Source organism: Spirillospora sp. NPDC047279 (assembly GCF_040643285.1).
Taxonomy (GTDB): Bacteria; Actinomycetota; Actinomycetes; order Streptosporangiales; family Streptosporangiaceae; genus Spirillospora.
Window position 1 is genome coordinate 241,920 of sequence record NZ_JBEYUA010000005.1, and the last position, 19,954, is coordinate 261,873.

Sequence of the window (19,954 nt, forward strand, 5' to 3'; positions counted from 1 at the left end):
CCTTCGTGTTCCTCTCCTACGCGAGGAAAGACGGCGGAGACATCGTCAGCTTCCTCCATAAGCGCCTCAAAGCCCTCCCGCGTTTCGGCACCGTGCGCAATCCCCGGAACCGAATCGGGCATGCCGGTGCTTACCGCCGCCTCCACACCGCCACGTTCCTGCACGATCTGGCGCGCCTCAATCCGGATGAGAACGCGGGCGGTCGCCGCTGGAGCGGTGGGGGGTGCTGCCCAGGGATGTGTCGTTCACCGCCCTTTGTGATGCCATGCGCGCGATCGTGGGCGGATACGGCCTGGTGCCCGTCGAGGTGCTCCGGTCGCTGGCGGCGGGGGCGGTTCACGAGGGAACGGCGCGGCCCTTGTCGGACGACGAGATCGGATGGCTGAGGCAGCTCGCCGATGGCGTTACGGTCGGCCGGCTCGCCGAATGGGGCGGCTATTCGGAACGCATGATGTTCCGCTTGCTGGCGGAGCTTTACGGCCGTCTCGGCGCGGAGAACAGGACCAAGGCCCTGATGCGCCCCCGGGATGAGGGCTGGCTCTAGTCAAGCCCGCCGGCACGTACGGGAAAGCACGCGGTCAAGAGGAAACGGGAAACGTGCGAATGCGTCTTGTCTCCCTATCCGTGCTGACGCAGTCTTACAGACGGTGACGTTTCGCAGAGGGGAGCAGAGGCGTGAACGAGGTGTTCGTCAACTACCGCACCGGCGACGGGGACGAGGCGGCCGCGCTTCTCGAGAACGCCTTGAGCGCACGTTTCGGAACGGACGCCGTCTTCCGGGCCGCCAAGTCCATCCCGCCGGGGACGAGCTTCCAGCAGGCGCTTCTCACCGGGGTGCGCCGCTGCTCGGTTCTGCTGGCCGTCATCGGCGCGGGCTGGTCGGGCGACCGCAGGCTGCACGACGTGAACGACTGGGTCCGGCGCGAGATCATCGAGGCGCGGGACTGCGGGATTCCCGTCATCCCGGTCCTGAAGGGGCGGACGTCGGAGCGGCTGCGGGCGGAGGACCTGCCGGACGAGCTGGCGTGGCTGGCGGACGTTCAGTCGCTGCGGCTGGACACCCGGGACAACGGCTCTCACCTCAGGCGCATCGGCGACGAGCTCATGGACCTCGTGCCGTCCCTGTCGGAGGTCGGGGCGCCCGCGCCCGGAGACGACGGGCAGACGCGGAACTCGGCGGAGAACGTCCACGGGACCGTCGTGCAGGGACGTGACTTCACCGGCGATGTCGGCGGCACCGTCATCAATGGCAACCACGGTCCGGTGCACACCGGGAAGGGCTCGATCTACCAGGGATCGCAGCACTTCTCGGGTGACGGGACCACCTACGTCCAGGGCGCCGGGTCCTCGCGTGAGGACGAACGTTGAGTGACACGCTGCACTCCGAGGTCACCGAGACGCACGGCAATGTGCATGCCGGTGAGGGACATCAGTACATCTACAACCTCACGTCACTCGTCTCCGACGAGCAGGGGCGCGATCCGCGGAGGCAGGCGGCTGACGAACTGCGGTGGCTGCATCAGCACTTCATCGCTCCGCCAGGGTTCGGCGATGCGCGCCGGTTGCTGGAGGCGCACCGCACCGTCTTCCTGGACGCGCCGCCGGGCAGCGGGCGGACCACTGCGGCGCGGATGTTGTTGTGGGAGTTCCGCACCGACACCCAGGGATTCCACGAGCTTCTTCTCCAGGACAAGGACCAGCGCCGGTGGATCGACCTGGCCCACGTCGGGGACGGCGACCGGCTGTGGCTCGACCTTTCGGACGTCGAGGAGGCCTCCTGGGCCGGGGTCCACTCCGAGCTGTCGGGGCTCCGCGAGACCGTCCATGAACGGTCGGCCCGTCTGGTGGTCGTGCTCCCGGATCGTCCCGCGGACCTCAGGCCGGAGCTCGACCAGTACCGGGTGATCATCGCCCGGCCGCCGCTGAAGGACATCCTTCAGCGTCATCTGCGCCGTCAGGGGTTCGCCGAGGACGTCTCGAAACTGGCCGCCGGGTTTCCCGGTGGCGAGCGGCCGCTGGACCGGATCCCGAGATTCGTCCGGCTCGTCGTGGACGCGCGCGCCGCGGCGCCCAGGCACGATTTCTCCCACTGGGTCGACCAGGCCCTCCAAGCGTTGTCCGGGCAGGCGGCGACCGTCGCCACGCTGTTCCGAAACCTGGAGCAGGGCCAGGAGCAGCGGCGGGGCACGCAGCGTGCGCTCCTGCTGGCCACGGCGATGCTTCACGGCGCGCACGCGGACGCCGTCCACGAGGCGAGCGCCTCCCTGCTGGAGTCCGCGGCACATCCTCCGGACGAGGAGCCGATGCTGGCGCGCGCACCGCTCGACGTGCGGCTCGACGAGATCGACGCCGAACTGGACGCGGCGGGCCGGGTCCGGTTCCGGAAGCTGGACTACGACTCGGCCGTCCGCGCGTACTGCTGGACGCACCTGCCCGAGCTGCGCACGCCGATCACGGAGTGGGTCAAGGAAATCGTCACCTCGTCCGTCCTCGACGACAACGAGCGGAACGCCGTCGTCGAGCGGTTCTCCCGGCAGTGCCTGAACGAGCGGCACCGTTCCTCGCTCGTGTGGCTCGTGAACCAGTGGACGGCGGCGCCCGCGAGCGCACGGCGGCTCAGGGCGGCGGCGCTGGTGTTGCTCCAGGGACTCCGCGACCACGAGCACGGCCGGTACTTTCGCTCGCAGATCTACGAGTGGTCGCGGGCGTCCCTGTCCAGGCCGCTCCGTGAGCTGATCGTCGCGGTGTGCCGGCACGAGATGGCGGTCAGTCATCCCGACCAGGCGGTGGTCCGTCTGCATCACCTGGCCCGCCGCGAGGGGGAACGCCGCGCCGCCCGTCAGGCGCTGTCCGAACTCGTCCGTGAGGACCGCCGGTTCCTTCGCCACATGATCCAGCGGCTCACGGACACCAGCGAGGGCAGGAGGCTGCGGGAAGTGGACGCCGACCTGTTCCTGGCGCTGACCGAGCCGGACCTGCTGATCGACCCCGGGCGGGTCGGCCGGCCGCTCCTCGCGCAGGCGTCCGTTCGCGACGAGCTCCGGAAGGGCTGGTCGTTCGCGTTCACCGTCCGGTCGGAGGAGTCCTGGGGACCGCGGGCCGGACGGTGGCTGACAACGGCGGCCACCAGCGGCGACCGCGACGGGCTGCTCGACGTGATCATCGCGGGGGGCGAGCGGCGGACGGCGGTGCTGGCGCGACTGTACGCGATGTCGCGGGGGCCGGACCTGCCGCCGTCACTGGGCGACCTGGTACGGCGGAAGATCGACGCCGCCCAGGGGATCCCGTGCGGCTAGTACTCACGAGGGGAAGGGGCCGCGCCATGGTTTGGGGCCGGTACAAGGTGAAGCACGTCGCCCTGGCGATCGACGGTCTGATCGCGGTCGTCCTGCTGTGGCTGGTCCCGTGGCCGGCGTCCGGCGCGCTCGTGCTCGCGCAGGTGTTCGTCACGGTCGCGGCCCTTCTGGTGGAGGGTTCGCATCGGCGGCCGGCCGGGTTCGGCGGGTTCGAGCCTTCCGACGGGTTCGATGGCTTCGAGGGGACGTTCCAGCATTCACCCGTTCCGCTGGACGACGATCGGGTGCACGTGAGCGACGTGCTGCTGCCGAGCAGCCATGAGGACTACTACTTCCTGTTCTCGGCGACGCTGGTCTGGTCGGAGACGCAGAAGGCCGCCGGAGGTTCCCCGGTCGACATGCGGGCACTGGCCACCGGCGCCATTCTTCGGCGCGCCTGTGCCGTCACGGCGCGGCGCGATCCGCGGCAGGCCTCGCTCGTCGGGCACGAGCTGGCCGGGTTGCTCGCGGAGACGCAGGAGGACGAGGCCGGCCGGTTGAAGGTGATGGCCACCTCCGTCCGGCTCACCCTCCCCGAGCACGACCAGGAACGGCTGGACAAGCTCGCCACCGTACGCAAGGACGAGGCCGTCTGGGAGCACGAGCGCAAGTACGAGCAGAGCAGGCGCGGATACCTCGAAAAGGACGTTCTCAAGAATCCGGGCAGTGCAGTGGTCTGGTGGCTGTCCAAGAACGACGACCAGGTCGACAAGGCGGTGCGCGACATCGGGCTACTCGCGCAGCTCTCCTCCGCCGCGAACAACGCCGAAATCCCCGAGGCCTTCCAGCAGCACGTGTCGACGCCGATGTCCAACGGGCAGCGGCCTGATCCCTCCGACTTCGATTCGGCGGCGGACCGGTTCGACACGTTCCTGGGGTCGATGGACTTCGGCGGGGACGGCGACAGCCGTGACCTGTTCATCAGCCGGATGATCCGGCTCGCCTCCCTGCACGGGCAGCGGGACGTGGCGGACGAACTGGCGGAACGGTACGGGATGGAGGCGGAGGAGCGGTCCGCGCAGGAGACGCCCGCGCCCGAAGCGGAGCAGGAGGCCGAGGCGGACTCCGGGATGGGATCCGAAGCGGAGGAGGAGCCGCGACCCGAGCCGGAGGACGGTGGAGAGGAGCCGGGGTCACGGCCGGGCTGAACGCGGGATCGCGGCGACCTCGGGGGCCTTCAGGCGATCGGGTATCCCCAGCGCGCGGCGACGGCGCGGAGTTCTCCGGGGACGTCGGAGCCTCGCGGTAGCGGCCGGGCCGCCTGCACCTCGCCGGAACGCAGGTTGTCGCTCCAGTCGCCGAAGACCGGACGGTACGGGCCGTGGTCGAGCCTGCCGTAGTCGAGCATCGACGGCTCCCAGTCCACCTCGAGGTACGAGCAGATCTCCCGGGTCACCCGGCCGGGCTCCTCCGTCAGGTCCTCGTAGCGAACGGTCAGCCCTGGCAGCCGCTGGCGGGCGGCGTCCAGGCGCTCGGCGTAGCGGAGCACCTCCTGGACGACCTCGTCCAGGACGGCGCCCGCCCGGCGCATCATGATCGACTCGACGACCGCGGCCGGGTGCCGCAGCAGGAAGAGGTAGCGGGCCCGCGGCCACGCGGCCGCCAGGCGGGGCCAGGCGAGGGTGTTGGACGGGGTCTTCTCGACCACCTGCTCCTTGCCGCTGCGTTCGAGTTCGTAGTGGAGCACCCGGTCCCAGAGCATGTACTCCAGCTCGGCGGCGTCGAGGCCGATCTCGCCGAGGACGTCGGTGGCGAAGTCCTGGCTGGGCCTGACCCGCAGGGTGCGCAGGTGCAGTTCGTGCGGGGCGCGGATCCGGGGGTGGCTGTCGAGCAGGACGCGGAGCAGCGTGGAGCCCGACCGCATGGAACAGAGCAGGAAGACGGGCGACTCCACCAATCGCGGAATGGGCGACGGAGAGGGCTCGTCGACGTCGGCGGAAACGTCCTCCGACGCCGGGCGCCTCGGCGGCCGGAGGGCGGCGGCGAGGAGTTCTCCCCGGCGCCGGATTCCCCTCTTGACTTTGTGTTTGCTACTCGGATTCAAGGACATGGCACGGTGTCAATCATTTTCTGGGGAAACCTGGAACGACCTGCGCAAACGTACCAGTCAATGAGCGCATCACGGACACTTTCATTGACTTCTCATACGATTCTCAGGCTTCCAAGGAGACCCATCAGGACCAAGGAGTCCGCAACGTTAGAGGTGAAACCTCAAGGCTTCCTCAAAGGAACCTGGAGATATCCCCCATGGCCATTCGCGCTTTCTCCCGGCCGTGCGGGTCGCAGCATGCCCGGGCCAGCACGGTCACGTAGGGTGACCAGATGGAGACCGATTCATCCGGGGAGCGGGACCGGATCGTCCGTGCCGCGACCCAGCTCTTCTCGGCCCTCGGGTTCGACGCCACGACCAGGGAACTGGTCGCCGAGTCCGCGGGCGTCGACGGCGCCACCCTGCGCCGGCACTTCCCGGGCAACACCGAGCTCTACCGGGAGGTCATGCGGCAGGCGGCGCAGGCCGAGCAGGACGCCCTGATCGAGGCGGTCCTGGCGTTCACGCCCACCCGGCAGGCGATGAACCGGCTCCTGGACGACTACCTGGACTTCTACGCGTCCCGGCCGGACATGCTCGGACTGTGGCTGCACCGCCGCACCGGCGACGCGGCGGACACGGGCGACCTGGACGAGAGCCACACGCGGCCCCGGCTCGGCTGGATCGCCACCGCCGTCAGGGAGCACGTCCCCGATCCCGGCCAGCTGGACTTCGCGTTGTGGACCTTCCCCTGGGTCGTCTCCGGCTTCCTCGGGCACGGCATGATCCACTCCGACGGGCAGAACGGGCGCCGGGCCGACCAGTCCGTCACCGACCGCGAGCTCGAGGCGTTCCGCGCGTACCTGCACACCCTCGCGCACCGGCTGCTCGCCCTCCCCGACGCCCCGGCGTCGCCGGACGCGGCACAGTAGGCCCGGCGGGCGGCCCGTTCAACTCCTTCTGGGCGAAGTGAATTCAACCGCGCCTTTCATTTCGACATTGAGTGGAAGTACCGGCCGGCGATGTTCGACCACGTTCAGAAGAGGCGGTTAATTTAATCGAAAAAAATGGAAACACCCGGCTACGTCGGTGAACGCCGATTCGTTCGCCGAACGCATATTTACGAGCTTCGCACCCGCATCTAGCCTTCGGGTCCCCCCGAATGGCGACGCGCAGGCGTCAGAAATGCGAGGAGCTCCCCATGCGGATCAGGACACTACTGGCAGGCGGGCTCGCGGCCCCGTTCGCGGTTCTGGCGTTCGCCGGCACGTCCTTCGCCCAGGACGACCCCACCCCGCCACCCACCCCGATGATCGTCGGGGGGGTGCCCGCGACCGAGACCTACAGCTGGATGGCCTCCCTCCAGAGCTCCAGCGGCAGCCACAGCTGCGGCGGCACCCTGGTCGGGCCGCGTCACGTCGTGACGGCCGGCCACTGCGGCACGCCGTACCAGGTACGGATCGGCACCACCAACCGCACGTCCGGCGGCGAGGTCCGCCGGGTGGCCTCCCGCCAGGCCCTCGGCGGGGACGTCGCGCTGCTGACCCTGTCGACCGCGTCCACCCAGACCCCGGCGACCATCGCCACCAGCGCCCCGGTCGGCTCCGCCACCCGCATCATCGGGTGGGGCCAGACCTGCTCGGTCCGCGGCTGCGGCTCCGCGCCCATCGGCCTGCGCCAGCTCGACACCAGCGTCCTCGCCGACTCCCGGTGCAGCGGCATCACCGCGGCCAGCGAGCTGTGCATCAACGGCGGCGGCGGGCGCGGCGCCTGCTACGGCGACTCAGGCGGCCCCGCCGTGATCGGCGCGGCGGGCCGCTGGCAGCTCGTCGGCGCCACCAGCCGCGGCACGGCGAGCACCTGCGCGGTCTCCCCCGCGATCTACGGTGACGTCACCTACTACCGGTCCACCATCCTCCGCATCATCGGCGGCGGGCGGTAGATCCCGAGCGCGGCGGCCGGGCACTCCCCCTTCCCCGGCCGCCGTACCGCCCCTCGATTAGGTCCGGCGATCCCGGCCCGCCAAGATGGGACGGTGAGATCCCGACCCCGGACCTACGGCGGCCGCAGCACCGAGGAACGGCGCGCGGACCGCCGCGGACGCCTGATCGACGCGGCCCTGGCCATCTGGGGCGACCAGGGCTGGGCGGCGGTCACCATGCGTGGCGTCTGCGCCCGCGCAGGCCTCATCGACCGCTACTTCTACGAGAGCTTCGCCGACCGCGACGCGCTGCTCACCGCGGTCTGGGACCAGGTCAGGGACGAGACCGTCACGCTGATCTTCGCGGCCATCAAGGACTCCGGCGGCGGCCCGCTCGACCGGCTCCGGGCCGCGATCACCGCGTTCGTGCGCTCGGTCGAGGCCGACCCGCGCCGGGCCCGCGTCGGCTTCGGCGAGCACGCCGGCAGCCCCGTCCTCGAGCAGCGCCGCCACGACACCCTGCGGGTCTTCACCGATCTGATGGTCGAGGCCGGGCGGCCCCACTTCCGCGCCGACGTCGACGAGGACGCGCTGCGGATGAGCGTCCTGATGGGCATCGGCGGCTTCGTCGAGCTGATGACCGCCTGGCTGGCCGGCACCATCCCGGTGGACGCCGAGCGCATCATCGACCACGCGACCACCGTCGGCTCCGAGCTCGCCCTCCGCCACCTCCGCTAATGGGAGCTACCGGGGCTGCCATCAACGGGTGAGGCGGTCTTTGGGGAGGCGGGTGGCGGCCAGGGCGGAGATCAGGCAGAACGCGAGGACCCACCAGAAGGTGTCGGCGTAGGCGGAGGGGACGTCGGGGGCGTTGGCGGTCAGGCGGGACTGGAGGATGACGGCGACGGCGGCGGTGCCGATGGAGCCGCCCACGGTGTTGAGGAGGTTGAGGGCGCCGGAGGCGCGGGGCAGTTCCTCCTTCTTGACGCGGCTGTAGACCAGGGCCATGACGGGGGCGCCGATCATGGCGGCGCCGGCGCCGCGGACCAGGAGGGAGAGCGCGATCAGGGCGTCGTGCGGGTCGTGGGTGAGCTGGGTGAAGGGGGCGGTGCCGAGGAGGACGAGCGCGATGCCGGTGAGGACCATCGTGCGCGGGGGCACGGCGTCGATCTTCCGGTTGACCAGCACGGACGCGGCCGCGGCGCCGACGCCCTGGGGCGCGAGGAGCAGGCCCGTCTCGAACGCCGAGAGCTCGCCGCCGGTCTGGAGGTAGAGGGGCAGCAGGAACATCGTGCCGAAGACGGCGGCGCCGAGCATGACCAGGGCGAACGCGGCGGCGCCGAACGGGGGCCGGGTGAACAGGCGCGGGTCGATCAGCGGGACGCCGCGGGTCCGCAGGCCGTGGACGACGAAGGCGGTCAGCATCCCGGCGCCGATGACGAGGGCGGTCCAGGCGGTCGTCGTGCCGCCGTCGAGTTCGGTGAGGCCGAAGACCAGGACGGCGAGGCCGGGCGACAGCAGCGCGGCGCCGAGGGCGTCGAAGGGGGCGCCCTGGGCGGCGGGCGGTGGAGCGGGAACGTACCGGAGGGCGAGCAGGATGGCGGCCAGGCCGATCGGCACGTTCACCCAGAACAGCCAGGGCCAGTCGGCGACGGCGAGGATCGACCCGCCGGCGAGGGGGCCGAGCACGGGGGACAGCAGCGGAACGACCGCCACGACGCTGATGACCCGGCCGATCCGCTGCGGGCCGGCGGTGCGGGCCAGCAGGGCCTGGCCGGTGGGGGGCAGGAGGCCGCCGCCGAGGCCCTGGAGCACGCGGAAGACGATCAGGCTCGTCACCGACCAGGACAGGGCGCAGAGCACCGAGCCGGCCAGGAACACCGCGATGGCGACGAGCCAGGTCCGGCGGCCGCCGAACCGGTCCGCGAGCCAGCCGGACGCGGGGACGGCGGCGACCACGGCGAGCAGGTAGGCCGTGCTCGCCCACTGGATGTCGGTGACCGGGGCGTCGAACTCACCGGCGAGCGTGTCGATGCCGACGGTGACGATGGTGGCGTCGAGCGTCGCCATGAACGTGCCGAGCACCAGGATGAACGCGGTGCGCATCAGGGGCCGGTCGATCTTGATGGTGGTCTCGGTCATCGGGGGCCGTCCTGGATGCGGGCGAGGACGGTGACCGCGTCCTCGGAGAGGGTCTCGGGGCGGGCGAGGTCGCGGGCGACGCGGAGCAGGTCGCCGGCCAGGCTCCGTACCTCACCGGCGGAGAACAGGCCGGCCCGGTAGCCGAGCACGCCCGTCCAGCCGGTCCCGTCGGGCATGACCGTCAGGGTGATCGGGTGGTGGGTGCGTTCGCGGAAGCGGGTGCCGGTGACCGTGAGGCCGGGCGCGGGTTCGCGCAGGCTGTCGAGGTCGACGGGGTAGTTCTCGAACACCACCAGGCTGTCGAAGAGCCGCCGGTGGCCGGTCAGCCGTTCGAGGTCGGCGAGCGCGACGTGGTGGTGCTCGATGATCGCCTGCTGGCGGGTCTGGAGGTCGGCCAGCGTGGCGGCCAGGGTGCCGGCGAAGCGGGCGCGCACGGGCACGGTGTTGGCCAGCAGGCCGATGATCTCCTCGACGCCGTCGACCTCGGGGGTACGGGCCGACACCATGGCGCCGAAGCAGACGTCGCGGTGGCCGGAGCGGGCGGCCAGCAGCGTCGCCCACGCCCCTTGCAGCAGGGTGTTGGGCGTCAGGCCGTGCCGTGCGGCCGTGCGGGTCAGGCCGGTCACCAGGCCGGCGTCGAACGTGAGCAGCACGGGGTCGGGAACGTCGGTGCCGGGCTGGGCGTGGCCGGTCAGGTAGTCGCCTTCGGGGAGCCCGTCGAGTTCGGCTCCCCAGGCCCGGAGGTCGGCCTCGTGGTCGCGGGACGCCCGCCAGCGGACGTAGTCGCCGAACGGGACCGGCGCGGGCAGCGCGCCGCCCGGGGATCCGGCGCCCACGCGGGCGGTGTAGCAGGCGAACAGCTCGGTGAGCATGCGCGGCGCCGACCAGCCGTCGGAGAGCACGTGGTGGCTGGTCATGACGAGGTCGGCCCGTTCGGGCCCGCGCCGCAGCACGGTCAGCCGGAACGGCGGTCCCGCGGCGAGGTCGAACGGTTCCGCGAGGTCGGCCTCGAGGATCTCCTCCGCCTCGCCGGGAACGTCGGCGACGCGGAAGCCGGGCCGGGGGGCGACGGGGATGACCTGCACGTGGTCCAGCCCCGGGTCCGAGGGAAAGACCGCCCCGAGGTTGGGGTGGCGGGCCAGAAGGTCGGCGCCCGCGGCCCGCAGGGCGTCCACGTCGAGGTGACCGGCCAGGGAGAACGTCGACTGCACGGTGTACGGGTCGGGGGCGCTGTGCCGGGAGTGGTGCAGCATCAGTTCCTGGAGCGGGGTCAGCGGCAGGACGTCGGCGATGTCGTGCTCACGTTCGAGGACGTCGATCGCCGCCTGGTCGAGACCGGCCAGGGGCAGGTCGGAGGGCGTCAGCCCGGCACCGTCGAGGGCCTCGGGGGCGTTCGCCAAGGCCGTCAGGGCCCGCTGGAAACGCCCCGCGAGCTCCTCGATCTCCGCCTGCGTCAGCACCGCGGCGGGCCAGGTGAAGCGGACGCCGAGCCGCCCGCCGTCCGCACCCCGCGTCAGCGCGTTGATCATGAGGCTGTGCGGGAGCGGCTGGTCGTCGCCCGCGCCCGAGCCGAGCGGGTCGGCGTCCGGCGACGGCAGCCAGGGCGTCTCGGTGTCCGGGGCGCCGGCGAACTGGCCGAGGTAGTTCCAGCTGATCTCGGCCTCGATCGGCGCGCCGAGCGGGCCGTGGGCGAGGATGCCGTGGCCGAGCCCGTCGCCCTGCGCGTGCAGCTGCTCCTTGACCGCCTTGAGCGCGTCCGGGAGGCCCCCGTCCGCGGGCGGTTCGAGCAGGGCCGGGTGGACGGCGGTGAACCAGCCGACGGTCTGCGAGAGGTCGGCCGGCCGGGTCGTGTCGGGCGTGTGCGGCGGGCGGCCGTGGCTCTCCAGGGCGACGACGAGCCCCGCCGCGCCGCCGCGCCAGGCGTTCACCGCCGTGGTGAGCGCGGTGAGCAGCACCGTGTCCGGGGTCGTCCGGTACGCGGCCGGCAGGGTGGTGAGGAGCGTCCGGGTGGCGTCGGCGTCCAGCCACATCTCGTGGTGGACGGCGGTGGCGGCGGTGTCGCGCGCCGGGTCGAGCGGCGTCGCGAGCAGCGGTTCGGTGGCCGCCGCGGCGACCCGGCGCCAGTGCGGCAGCTCCCGCCTCCGGGAGTCGACCGCCTCGCGCAGCGACCGCGCCCAGCCGAGGAACGACTCGCCGTGCCGCGGCAGCTCGGGCACGCCGCCTGCGGCCGCGGTCTCGTAGGCGTGCGCGATGTCGTCGAGCAGGATCCGCCACGACACCCCGTCCACGACCAGGTGATGGGCGACGAGGGCGAGCCGTCCGGGCCGCTCGGGCCCGGCGTCCACCCAGATCGCGCGCAGCAGCGGCCCCGTGCGCGGGTCCATCGCGTCACGGGCGGCGGCGATGTGCCGGTCGAGCGCCGGCCGGAGGTCGCCGGTCTCCTTCGCCGGGACGACGGTCAGCACGTGGGCGCCGGTGACCGTTCCGGCGGCGGGGACGCGCAACACCGGCTCGGCCGTTCCGTCCGGCGTCACCAGGTGGGCGCGGAGGGCGTCGTGCCTCGCCAGGACGGCGTCGAGCACGGTCCGCCAGGTGGCGGCGTCGCCGCCGGCCGGGACGCAGATCTCCGTCCACTGGCAGAACGCGTCGATGGACGGGCTGCGGCGCAGCAGGTCGCGCATGACCGGGGTCAGGGGCGCGTCCCCGGTCGCGGGCGCCGCCTCGGCCGGGGACTCCTCCAGGCCCTCGGCGAGGGCCGCGATCCCGGCGATCGTGCGGCCCTCGAAGACGTCGCGCGGGCTGAGGCGCAACCCCTTGCGCCGGGCCCGCGACACCAGCTGCAGCGAGACGATGCTGTCGCCGCCGATGTCGACGAACGCGTCGTCCAGGTTGACCTCGGCCGATCCGAGGACGTCCCGCACGATGCCGAGCAGCACCGCCTCGGCGGCCGTGGCGGGCTCCCGCGCGGGGGACGCGGCGGCGGAGCCGGGCGCGGGCAGGGCGTCCCGGTCGAGCTTGCCGCTGGGGGTCAGCGGCAGCCGCTCGATCTCCACCAGCGCCGTCGGCACCATGTGGTCGGGCAGTTCCCGCGCCAGGTCGCCGCGTACCCGGCCGGGGTCGAACGCGGCGCCCAGCGCCGGGATGACATAGCCGGTCAGGCGGCGGTCGCCGGGCCGGTCCTCGCGGACGATCACGGCGCACGCGCGGACGGCGGGATGGCGGCTGAGGACGGTCTCGATCTCGGCCGGCTCGATCCGGAACCCGCGGATCTTGACCTGGTGGTCGGCGCGGCCGAGGAACACCAGCTGCCCGTCCGGCCGCCAGCGCACCAGGTCGCCGGTCCGGTACATGCGCTCCCCCGGCGCGCCGAACGGGTCGGCGACGAAGGCCTGCGACGTCTGGCCGGGGCGGCCGACGTAGCCGTGGGCGAGCTTGGGCCCGGCCAGGTACAGCTCGCCGGTCACCCCGGTGCCGACCGGCATCAGCCCGCCGTCCAGGACGTACGCCCGGACGTGCGGGTCGGGCCGCCCGATGGGCAGCTGCCCGCTGTCGTCCGGCTCGTACCGCCAGGTCACCGAGTTGATCGTGACCTCGGTCGGGCCGTAGGCGTTGAACAGCGCCCGGCGTCCGGTGCCCCACCGCCGCGCCAGCTCGGGGTCGAGGCGTTCGGCGCCGACCACGAAGAACACGTCCGGGTCGACGGTCAGGTCGTCGGGCATCGCGCCCAGGAACGACGGCAGCAGGTTGATGCCGGTGACCCGCTTCTCGACGATGTAGTCGAGCAGTTCCTCGCCGGGGACGCGGACCTCGTCGGGCGCGATGACCGACGTGCCGCCCGACAGCAGCGGCACCATCGTCTGCCAGAACGCGACGTCGAAGCCGGTCGAGGCGAAGTGCAGGTAGCGGTCGTGCTCGGTGACGCCGACGACCTCCTCCTGGAGCGCGATCAGGTCGGGGACGCCGCGGTGCGGGACCGCGACGCCCTTCGGCTTCCCGGTCGTGCCGGAGGTGTAGATGACGTACGCCAGGGCGTCGGCGGTGAGGTTCCGCCGCGCCTCGGCGGGGTCGGTGTCGCGCGCCGAGAGCACGCCGGGCTCGTCGAGCCGGAGCACCGGCGTGCCCGGCGCCGCGGGCAGTTCCCCGCCGAGATCGGCGAGCGCGTCGCCGGTGGTCAGCGCGGCGGCGGGCGCGATGTCCCCGATCATGTAGGCGAGCCGGTCGGCGGGGTAGCTCGGGTCCATCGGCACGTACACCGCGCCGGCCTTGAGCACGCCGAACAGCGCCACGGTCATCTCGATGTCGCGGCCGAGCAGCACCGCGACCGGGTCCTGCGGGCGGACGCCGCGTTCGATGAGCGCGTGCGCGAGCCGGTTGGCGGTGCGGTCCAGCTCGGCGTACGTCAGGCTCCGGTCGCGGCACACCAGCGCCTCGGCGCCGGGCTTGCGCCGCACCCACGCGCCGAACTCCTCCAGGCAGCTCAGCCGGGCCTTGGCGGGCGCGCCGCCGTCACCGACGCGCAGGACGCGCTCGGTCTCGCCGGCGTCGAGCATGGGCAGCCGGCCCACCGGCCGCGCCGGATCGGCGGTGAGCTCCCGCAGCAGGACGGTCAGCCAGCGGCCGTAGCCGCGGACGGTCTCCTCGTCGAACGCGGCGGGCTGGTAGCCGAGGCCGACGACGATCTCGTCCTCGGGGATCACGATGACGGTCAGCGGGTAGTGGGTGGCGTCGATGATGTCCACGCCCGCGAGGTCGAGGCCGGGCGCCAGGGTGGTCCGCCGCCTGCTCGACAGCGGGAAGTTCTCCATCACCAGCATCGTGTCGAAGAGGTCGCCGACGCCCGCGCCGCGCTGGATGTCGGGCAGCCCGACGTGGTGGTGGTCGGCGAGCGCCACGTTCCGCGCGTGCACGTCGTCCAGCAGGGCACCGACGGTGTCGTACGGCGCGTACCTGATCCGCACCGGGATCGTGGTACCGAGCTGGCCGATCATCGTCTCGACGCCGTCCACCTCGGCGGGGCGGCCGGAGACCGGGCAGCCGAAGACCACGTCGCGCCGGCCGGTGAGCCGGCCGAGCAGCAGGCCCCACGCGGTCTGGAGCACCGCCGTCAGCGTGATCCCGCGGTCCCGGGCGAACGCGCGCAGCCGTTCGCTGAGCTCGGGTCCGAGGTCGACGGTCACCCGTCCGGGCCGTTCGATCGCGGCACCGGCCGTGGCCGGGGCGAGGAGGGTGCCGTCGTCGACGCCGGCGAGCTCGTCCCGCCACGCCTGCCGCGACGCCTCGCGGTCCTGGTCGGCGAGCCACCGGTAGTACTCGGCGAGCGGCGTGGTCTCGGGGGCCGGGGCCCCGCCGCCCAGCTCGGCGTAGACGGCCAGCAGCGCGCGGCCGGCGAGCGGCATGGACCAGCCGTCGAGCAGCGCGTGGTGGTTGGTGATGACCAGCCGGTGCTCGTCCGGGCCGAGCGTGACGAGCATGAAGCGGATCAGCGGCGGCACGTCCGGGTCGAACGGCCGTTCCTGCTCCGCCTTCAGGTGCGCGGCGAGCAGGTGCGCACGCCGGTCCGCGGCGTGCCCGGAGAGGTCGGCGCGCCGCCAGTCCAGCTGGGCGTCCGCGGGCACCACCTGGACCACGTCCCCCGCCGCCGTCACGGCGAGGTGGATCCGGAGCGCCGGGTGGCGGCGCAGCAGCTCCGCGGCGGCCGCGGCCATCCGCTCCGCGTCCAGCGCGCCGGCCAGCGACATGACCGCCTGGACGACGTAGACGTCGGTGTCGTCGTCGCCGCGCGCGAGCGTGTGGAACGACAGGCCCACCTGAAGCGGCGTGGCGGGCAGGACGTCCGCCACGGGACGGGCCCGTTCGAGGACGTCGATGGCGTCCTGGTCGAGGTCCACCAGCGGCAGGTCGGACGGGGTCAGCCCGCCGCCGTCCGGCCCGATCCGCTCGGCGTGCGCGGCCAGCGCGGCGAGCGCGGTGTCCCACGCGCGCCGCAGGTCCGCCACCTCGCCGGCGTCCAGCACCCGGCTCGCGGCGGTCCACTCCACCGACAGCCGCGGCTCGCCGTCCTCGTGGACGAAGCAGTTGAGCGCGAGCACCTGCTCCAGCGCCTTGCCGGGCGGCTCGATGACGGCGAACGCGTCGTGTTCGGGCAGCCGCCAGCCGGGGCCGGGCCGCGCGGCGAAGCGGCCGAGGTAGTTGAGGAGCACCTCGGGCGGCGCCGCAGCAGCGAACTCGGCGCGCGTCTCCGGGTCGAGGTGGCGCAGCACGCCGTACCCGAGGCCGCCGTCCGGGACGGCCCGCTTGGCCTCCTTGGCCGCGCGCACCAGCCGTCCGGCGGCGTCGCCTCCGGCCAGCGCGTCGTCGAGGTCGATCCCCGCCGGAACGTGCACCGGGTACTCGCTGGTGAACCAGCCGACCGTCCGGGAGAGATCGATCCCGTCGGCGATCTGGTCGCGCCCGTGCCCCTCGGTGGTGATGGCGAACGCGTCCTTGCCGGGCAGGCCGCGGTCGCGGCGCCAGCTCCGCAGGGCCAGGGTGAGCGCGGCGAGCAGGACGTCGTCGGCACCGGCGCGGTAGGCGGCGGGCAGGGTCGTCAGCAGCGCGGCGGTGACCTGGGCGGACGCCGTCGTGGTGGAACGTTCGGCGGTCGCGGCCGTGTCCCGTGCGGGGTCCAGCTCGCGCACACCGAGCGGCCGGCGGTCCGGGTCGAGGGCCGGGCGCCAGAGGCCGAGCTCGCCGCGGCGGGCGCCCGTCTCGCCCTGCTCGGCGAGGAGGGCCGCGTGCCGTCGCCACGACGTGCCGACGGGCGGCAGGTCCGCGGCGCGGCCCGCGCAGGCGGCGTGCAGATCGGGCAGGAGGACGCGCCACGAGACCCCGTCGACCGCGAGGTGGTGGGCGACCAGGACCAGCCGGTCCGGCTCGCCCTGCGCGGTACGGAGCAGTCCTGCGCGCAGCAGGTCCCCCGACGCCGGGTCGAGCTCTGAGGCCAGCCGTACGGCAAGGGACTCGACGGCGCGGGCGACGTCGCCGTCCGCTCGTTCCTCCGTGACGATGCCCGCCGCCGAAACCGCGCCGCGCGGACGCACGACGAGCCCGCCGCTCTCGCCGCCGGTCACGCTGAGGCGCAGGGCGTCGTGGCGGTAGAGCACGGCCTGGACGCCGGTGACGAGGTCGTCGAAGGCGAGCGGCTCGTCCACGCTGATCGCGGTCCACTGCGCGTACGCGGCGATCGCGGCGACGTCGGGGTGCGGGTCGAGCAGGCCGCGCACGATCGGCGGCGCGGGCACCGGGCCCACCGGGTCGTCGGGCACCTCCGCCACGGTGTCGTCGATGCGGTTGCTCGCGGCGGCGAGCGCGGCCAGGCTCCGCCGGGCGAGCAGGTCGCGCGGCCGCAGCTCCAGGCCGTGCGCGCGCAGGCGGCTGCTCACGCCGATCGCGGTGATGCTGTCCCCGCCGAGGGAGAAGAAGTCGTCGTCGATGCCGACACGGTCGAGGCCCATCACGTCGGCGACGGCCTCGCAGACCAGGCGTTCGGGTTCGTCCCGGGCCGCCCGGCCGCCGCCCGCGGCCCTGGGCGCGGGCAGCGCGGCGCGGTCGACCTTGCCGTTGACGGTGAGCGGCAGCTCGTCCAGCACGACCACGGCCGCGGGCACCATGTGGTCGGGCACCCGCTCGGAGAGCACGGCGCGCACCGACTCCGGCGTGACCGGCTCCCGGGCGGACGCGGCCGGTACGACGTATCCGACGAGCCTGGCGGTGGCCGCCGAGCCGCCGCCGTCCGTGCGCACCACGGCCGCCGCGGCGCTGACGCCGGTGAGGGCGCCGAGCGCGGCCTCCACCTCGCCGATCTCCACCCGGTGGCCGCGGATCTTGACCTGGCCGTCGCCGCGGCCGAGGTACGCAAGGCCGCGTCCCGGCACCCAGCGGGCCAGGTCACCGGTCCGGTACATGCGCTCCCCCGGCGCGCCGAACGGGTCGGCGACGAACCGTTCGGCCGTGGTGCCGGGCCGGTCCAGGTAGCCGCGGGCGAGATGCGGGCCCGCGAGGTAGAGCTCGCCCCGGGTGCCGGGCGGCACCGGCTGCAGGGCGTTGTCGAGCACGTAGATCCGGGTGCCCGCGAGCGGCAGGCCGATCGTCGGCTCAACACCGTCGATGCGGGCGGTCACGGCATCCACGGTGGCCTCGGTCGGCCCGTACATGTTGCGGCCCGCGACGCCGGACGCCGCGACCCTGCTCCACAACGCGGGCGGTGTCGCCTCGCCGCCGAGCATGAGCAGCGCCGGCCGGTGGTCGCCGGTGAGGAGTCCCGCGTCGACCAGCGGGGCCGCCATCGAGGGCGTGGTGTCGACGACGTCGATCCGGTCCCGGACGTAGGCGTCGAGCAGCGCGTCGGCGTCGCGGGTCAGGTCGGCGGCGTACAGGTGCAGTTCGTGCCCGCAGACCAGCCAGAGCAGCTGGTCGAGGGCGGAGTCGAACGCGAACGAGTAGGTGTGCGCCGTGCGCAGCCGTCTGCCGCCCGCGGCCTCCCGCGCCTCGGCGAAGAGCGTCGTCCGCTGGTGGTGCAGCAGGCCCGCGAGCGCGCCGGTCCTGCCCAGCACCCCCTTGGGGCGCCCGGTCGAGCCGGAGGTGTAGATCACGTACGCGAGGTGCCCGGGGTGCCGCGGCGCGGCCAGCTCGCCTTCCGCGAGCGGGGTGCCGGGCAGCGCGGCCAGCTCGTCGCGCGTGCCGGGCGCGTCCAGGCGCAGCCGGGCGGCGGGATCGGCGGCGAGGTCGTCGGTCGCCTCGACGGTGAGCACGAGCGCGGGCCGGGCGTCGGCGACCAGCTCGCGGAGCCGTTCGCGCGGGTGGTCCAGGTCCAGAGGGAGGAACGCGGCGCCCGCGTCCAGCACGGCGAACAGGGCGACGACCAGGTCGGCCGAGCGCGGCAGGGCCAGCGCCACGACGTCGTCCGGGCCGATCGACCTGGCGCGCAGCGCGCGGGCGAGGCGGTGCACACGTTCGAGCAGCTCGCCCGTGGTCAGCCGTTCCGCGCCGCAGACGAGCGCGGTCGTGTCCGGTTCGGCGGCGGCCAGCGCGTTCAGCGCGGCGGGCACGTCCTGCGGCTCGCCGGGCAGGGCGGGCGCGGACCAGGCGTCCAGCGTCCGGGCCCGCTCGTCGTCGCCGATCAGCCGGACCTGCCCGATCGCGGGCTCGGCGGTACCGGTCAGCGCGTCGAGCAGGGTCAGCAGGACGTTCAGCTTGCGGTCGACGCCGTCCTGGTCGTTGACGCGGGCGTCCACCTCGAAGCCGAGCAGCAGGCCGCCCTCGTCGGTGGGCAGCACGCTCAGCCCCATGTCCTCGGGCGGCCCCCCGGCGACGTTGCGCATCACGCCGGGCGCCCCGGCGAAGTCGAGCTTGAGGTCGAACACCTTGAGATTGACGCCGCGCCCGTGCAGCAGCGCGCCCGCGCCGGGGACGGCCAGATCCTGCGGCAGGTTCTCGCCCCGGTAGCGCTGGTGGCGGCGCATGTCGCGCATCGCCTCCGCGACCCGCCTGCTCAGGTCGCCCAGCCTGTCGCCGCCGCGGACCGCGACGCGCAGCGGCAGCACGTTCACCGCCATCGCGGGCGTGCGCAGCGCCGAGCCCGTACGGCACATCAGCGGCAGCGCGAAGACGACGTCCGCCGGTCCCTCCAGGCGGTGCAGGAACGCGGCGTAACACGCGATCAGCGCCTCGCCCCAGGTGACGTGCTCGCGGTCGGCGAACTCGCGCAGCCGCCCGAACGCCTCCGGCGGCATCACGGCGCGCGCGGTCAGCGTCCGCTCCGGCGGACCGGCCGCCGGGTCGGCGCCCGCGCCGAAGTCGGGCAGCGGGGTGAGCCGGTCGAGCCAGTACGCGCGGTCCTGCTCGAACTTCTCGCTCGCCAGGTAGTCGCGGTCGGCCTCGACCACGTCCGCGAACCGCCCGAACGGCGACGACGGCGGCTCCTCGCCGCCCACCAGCGCGGTGTAGTGCGCGGCGGTGCGCCGCGCCAGCATCGCGGCGGTGTAGCCGTCGAACACCAGGTGATGGCCGAGCTGGGTGTACCAGACCTCCCGGTCGGACAGCCGGATGACGGTCTGGAAGAACAGCGGCGCGTCCACCATCCCGCCGGACGCGGCGGCAGCACGGGCGCGTTCGGCCTCGACGAATCTGTCGGCCGCCGCGACCGGGTCGGGCTCGGCGGACAGGTCGACGATCGCGGGCGCCGCGCCGGTCGCGCCGCCGACCACCTGCCGCGGCCCGTCCGGCGTCTCGAACACCCGCAGCCGCAGGCTCTCCGCCTCACCGGTCGTGGCCCGGATCGCCGCGGCCAGCAGCTCCGCGTCGACCGGCCGCTCCCCGCGCACCTCCACCACGTCGCCGACGACGTAGTAGCGCGAGTCCGGTTCCAGCCGCTGGGCGTTCCAGATGCCGAGCTGGGCGCTGGTCAGCTCCAGCGGCCGCTCGGCCGCGCCCCCCGCGCCGGCGGCGGCCTCGGCGGAGGCGGGGGGCTGGACGCGGGCAGTGCTCAAC

At 73.5% G+C, this 19,954-nt stretch carries 10 protein-coding genes; 7 read left to right on the forward strand and 3 right to left on the reverse strand.

Going from position 1 to position 19,954, the window contains the following annotated elements:
• The first annotated feature begins 223 nt into the window (after window positions 1-223).
• The 4 genes from ABZ810_RS14765 (at window position 224) to ABZ810_RS14780 (ending at window position 4,483) form a co-directional block, all read left to right on the forward strand.
• Entirely contained in the window at window positions 224-544 is a 321-nt protein-coding gene (locus ABZ810_RS14765; protein ID WP_358403198.1) for a hypothetical protein, read from the forward strand.
• A gap of 131 nt (window positions 545-675) precedes the next feature.
• A complete protein-coding gene (locus tag ABZ810_RS14770; protein ID WP_358403199.1) occupies window positions 676-1,368 on the forward strand; it encodes a toll/interleukin-1 receptor domain-containing protein in 693 nt (230 codons plus the stop codon).
• Window positions 1,365-3,296 (forward strand): hypothetical protein, encoded by a 1,932-nt coding sequence (locus tag ABZ810_RS14775; RefSeq protein ID WP_358403200.1) that lies wholly within the window; start codon window positions 1,365-1,367, stop codon window positions 3,294-3,296. The genes ABZ810_RS14770 and ABZ810_RS14775 overlap by 4 nt, the downstream gene beginning before the upstream one ends.
• 26 nt (window positions 3,297-3,322) lie before the next feature.
• Entirely contained in the window at window positions 3,323-4,483 is a 1,161-nt protein-coding gene (locus ABZ810_RS14780) for a hypothetical protein (RefSeq protein WP_358403202.1), read from the forward strand.
• 29 nt (window positions 4,484-4,512) lie between these two features.
• On the opposite strand, the gene ABZ810_RS14785 is transcribed toward ABZ810_RS14780, so the two are convergent.
• Window positions 4,513-5,229, reverse strand: a complete 717-nt coding sequence (locus ABZ810_RS14785) for a sulfotransferase (RefSeq protein WP_358403204.1) — start codon at window positions 5,227-5,229, stop codon at window positions 4,513-4,515.
• A gap of 428 nt (window positions 5,230-5,657) precedes the next feature.
• Here ABZ810_RS14785 and ABZ810_RS14790 point away from each other — a divergent pair, with 428 nt between their 5' ends.
• The 3 genes from ABZ810_RS14790 to ABZ810_RS14800 all read left to right on the forward strand — a co-directional run bounded on the left by ABZ810_RS14790 (window position 5,658) and on the right by ABZ810_RS14800 (window position 8,023).
• Window positions 5,658-6,296 carry a TetR/AcrR family transcriptional regulator gene (locus ABZ810_RS14790; protein ID WP_358403206.1) on the forward strand — a complete coding sequence of 213 codons (639 nt, stop codon included), beginning with the start codon at window positions 5,658-5,660 and terminating at the stop codon, window positions 6,294-6,296.
• A 269-nt stretch (window positions 6,297-6,565) separates the two neighbouring features.
• Complete coding sequence (locus ABZ810_RS14795; RefSeq protein WP_358403207.1) at window positions 6,566-7,306, forward strand: trypsin-like serine protease; 741 nt, start codon at window positions 6,566-6,568, stop codon at window positions 7,304-7,306.
• Between the two features lie 93 nt (window positions 7,307-7,399).
• Window positions 7,400-8,023, forward strand: coding sequence for a TetR/AcrR family transcriptional regulator (locus ABZ810_RS14800; RefSeq protein WP_358403209.1), 624 nt, complete (start codon window positions 7,400-7,402; stop codon window positions 8,021-8,023).
• A gap of 21 nt (window positions 8,024-8,044) precedes the next feature.
• On the opposite strand, the gene ABZ810_RS14805 is transcribed toward ABZ810_RS14800, so the two are convergent.
• Both ABZ810_RS14805 and ABZ810_RS14810 read right to left on the reverse strand, forming a co-directional pair.
• Window positions 8,045-9,427 carry an MDR family MFS transporter gene (locus tag ABZ810_RS14805; protein WP_358403211.1) on the reverse strand — a complete coding sequence of 461 codons (1,383 nt, stop codon included), beginning with the start codon at window positions 9,425-9,427 and terminating at the stop codon, window positions 8,045-8,047.
• Entirely contained in the window at window positions 9,424-19,953 is a 10,530-nt protein-coding gene (locus tag ABZ810_RS14810; RefSeq protein ID WP_358403212.1) for an amino acid adenylation domain-containing protein, read from the reverse strand. Before ABZ810_RS14810 ends, ABZ810_RS14805 begins: the two co-directional genes overlap by 4 nt.
• Window position 19,954 lies beyond the last annotated feature (1 nt).

Excerpts from the sequence above, each read along its gene's own strand:
- ABZ810_RS14780 (WP_358403202.1), top strand. The coding sequence starts at position 3,323 with ATGGTTTGGGGCCGGTACAAGGTGAAGCACGTCGCCCTGGCGATCGAC.
- ABZ810_RS14790 (WP_358403206.1), top strand. The coding sequence starts at position 5,658 with ATGGAGACCGATTCATCCGGGGAGCGGGACCGGATCGTCCGTGCCGCG.
- ABZ810_RS14795 (WP_358403207.1), top strand. The coding sequence starts at position 6,566 with ATGCGGATCAGGACACTACTGGCAGGCGGGCTCGCGGCCCCGTTCGCG.
- ABZ810_RS14805 (WP_358403211.1), bottom strand. The coding sequence starts at position 9,427 with ATGACCGAGACCACCATCAAGATCGACCGGCCCCTGATGCGCACCGCG.